Annotated in this window: 3 protein-coding genes; all 3 read left to right on the forward strand. The window is 71.9% G+C overall.

Going from position 1 to position 2,176, the window contains the following annotated elements; all coding sequences use genetic code 11:
* Window positions 1–126 precede the first annotated feature (126 nt).
* The gene (locus tag VGD70_RS29235) at window positions 127–846 is read left to right on the forward strand and encodes a hypothetical protein (protein ID WP_331086979.1); all 720 of its coding nucleotides are present in this window, start codon (window positions 127–129) and stop codon (window positions 844–846) included.
* Window positions 847–899: 53 nt separating this feature from the next.
* On the forward strand, window positions 900–1,517 hold the full coding sequence (locus VGD70_RS29240; RefSeq protein ID WP_331086981.1) for a hypothetical protein: 618 nt from the start codon (window positions 900–902) through the stop codon (window positions 1,515–1,517).
* On the forward strand, window positions 1,517–2,176 hold a 660-nt coding region (locus VGD70_RS29245), incomplete at its 3' end, for a DUF2637 domain-containing protein (RefSeq protein ID WP_331086983.1). The genes VGD70_RS29240 and VGD70_RS29245, both read left to right, overlap by 1 nt.

The following is a 2,176-nucleotide window of genomic DNA, read 5'->3' on the forward strand; positions in this document are numbered from 1 at the left end:
CGCCGAGATCTGGGGTGTGGATGCGCGACCGGCGTACGACGCCGACGGCCACGCCACTGGGTGGGTCGCGATCGACCCGGACGCGCTGGAGGGCTGGTTCGCCGAGAACTACGAGGAGGCCGAGCAGTGAAGCACACCGACCACCAAGATCCCGGCGCGGCCGCGCTGCAGGCCGTCGCCGGACTCGCCCGCACGGTCGAGGCGCTGACCCGCGACGTGTCCGCGCTGAAGGGCGGCATGAAGAACGCTGCCAGTGCAGGCGAAGTCGCCCGGCTCGCGACGATCGTCACCGAGCTGGGCGACCTGTTGACCCAGGCCCCCGCCAAGTCCGCCGGCAGGCCCGGCAAGGAGAAGCCGGACCCCGTCCGGTCCTGGCTGACGCTCGCCGAAGACGAGGCCGCCGTCCAGGCGGTCCTGAGTGAGCTGCTGCCGTGGCTGCAGACGGTGTTCCTGCGCTATGCCGACGCACGGGACGCGTTACCGCCGTGCTGGCTGTGGCACCCCGAGATCGTCGAGGAACTGCTGTGGCTGATGGACGCCTGGACGCTCGCCTACCAGGGCCCGGAGGCGTCGAACAAGCTCGTCGGCGACTGGCACGACCGGCAACGCCCCGGCATGACGCGCCGCGTCGCGGCCTACGCGCCGGGCTGTGACGCCCTCGCCCACCGCGAACCCGCCGGGCAGGTCGCGGTCACTGTCCCGCTCGCGGTCGACTCCGACCCGTTCGTGACCTGGTGGGCCACGGACCGCGACCACAACGGCCCCGCGCCCACCCCCGACCAGATCACGGCCGGCCGCCGTGGCGGCCTGGCTGCCGTACCCGAGAACGCTGGAGGTCAGCGATGAGCGCAATGAGCCATGACCATGCCGGTTTCGTTGGCTGCTTCGAGGTGGCGTCCATGGAGGAGCGGAACGACCGGCGCCACTTCGGTACCCGCGAGATCGCCGAGGCCTATGCCGACGCTCGTTGGGGCGCTGAGCGCCGAGGCGACGAGGTGCACCAGCTGGACGAGGGATGCTCGACGATCGGCTGCGGCTGCCAGGACCGGTACGTCGGTGGCGAGGCCGGATACGGCATCGGTCACTACCGCGACCGCGCCGAGGCGATGGCCGCCGCGCTGGCCGAGGGAGACGCGGTCGAGACGACCATCGCCCCCGACACCGGCGATCCGATCGACCAGTTGGTGTTTTCCCGCAACGACGACCAGACCCGCCGTGACATCGCCGACGGCTACCACGCCGGATGCAGCGGCACCGCCCACATCACCGGCGAAGACACCGCCTTCGAGACAGCGGCGGTAGCGGTCAGGGATGCCGACACGGCCGGGACGCCGGCGGCGATCGACCGGGCCGCCGGGGCCGTTGCCCAGTGCAGCGACGAGGCGGTCACCGTCTACTTCAGCCCGCGCGAGGACGACGGCCGCCACGACGACCAGATCACCCGCGGCGACCACGACACGAGCCGCGACGACGCGACATCGGTCACGGTGCCCGACGACACGATGGAGGCGTTCTGATGGCCGCGCTGTCTGCTGTTCCTGGCTGGCTGCCGACCGATGCGGAGCTGACCGGCCCGGTGATCGCGGCCGGACTGACCGGACTCGTCCTGTTCGTCGCCCTCGCCGCCGGGGCGGTATTGCTGGTCCGCCGGACCACGCGAGCGCTCGGCCGGTCGGTGGCGCGAGGCGGCTGGACCGGGCGACGGGTGCTGATCGTGGTGGCGATCCTCGCCGCGCTCGGTGTCGCCGGGATCGGCGGCGCCCGCTCCTTCGGTGCTGTGTCGGCGAAGTTCAACAGCCCGCTCGTGCCACTGGTTGCCGACGGCATGATCATCGCCTGCACCGCGCTCCGCCTGGCCGCGCTCACCCGGGGCTGGCGGATCCCGGGCGCGCTGGTGACGACGTACGTGTTCATCGGCGGCACGGTGTGGCTGAACATCGACACCGCCACCGGCCTGGCCGACGCTCTCGCGCACGCGCTCGCGCCGCTGGCCTACGCGGTCCTGGTGGAGATGCTCGCGCACCTGCTGCGCCTGCACATGAAGCTCGCCCAACCGGCCCGGGCGAAGCTTTCCGCCCTAACCTGGTTCACCTCCCCGGTCATCACCACCCGGGTCTGGTTGCACCTTGCCCGGACCGGCAGCGATGACCCGGTCGAGGCCCGGGCGCTGGTACAG

The sequence above is a fragment of the Actinophytocola sp. genome, assembly GCF_036402745.1.
GTDB lineage: Bacteria > Actinomycetota > Actinomycetes > Mycobacteriales > Pseudonocardiaceae > Actinophytocola.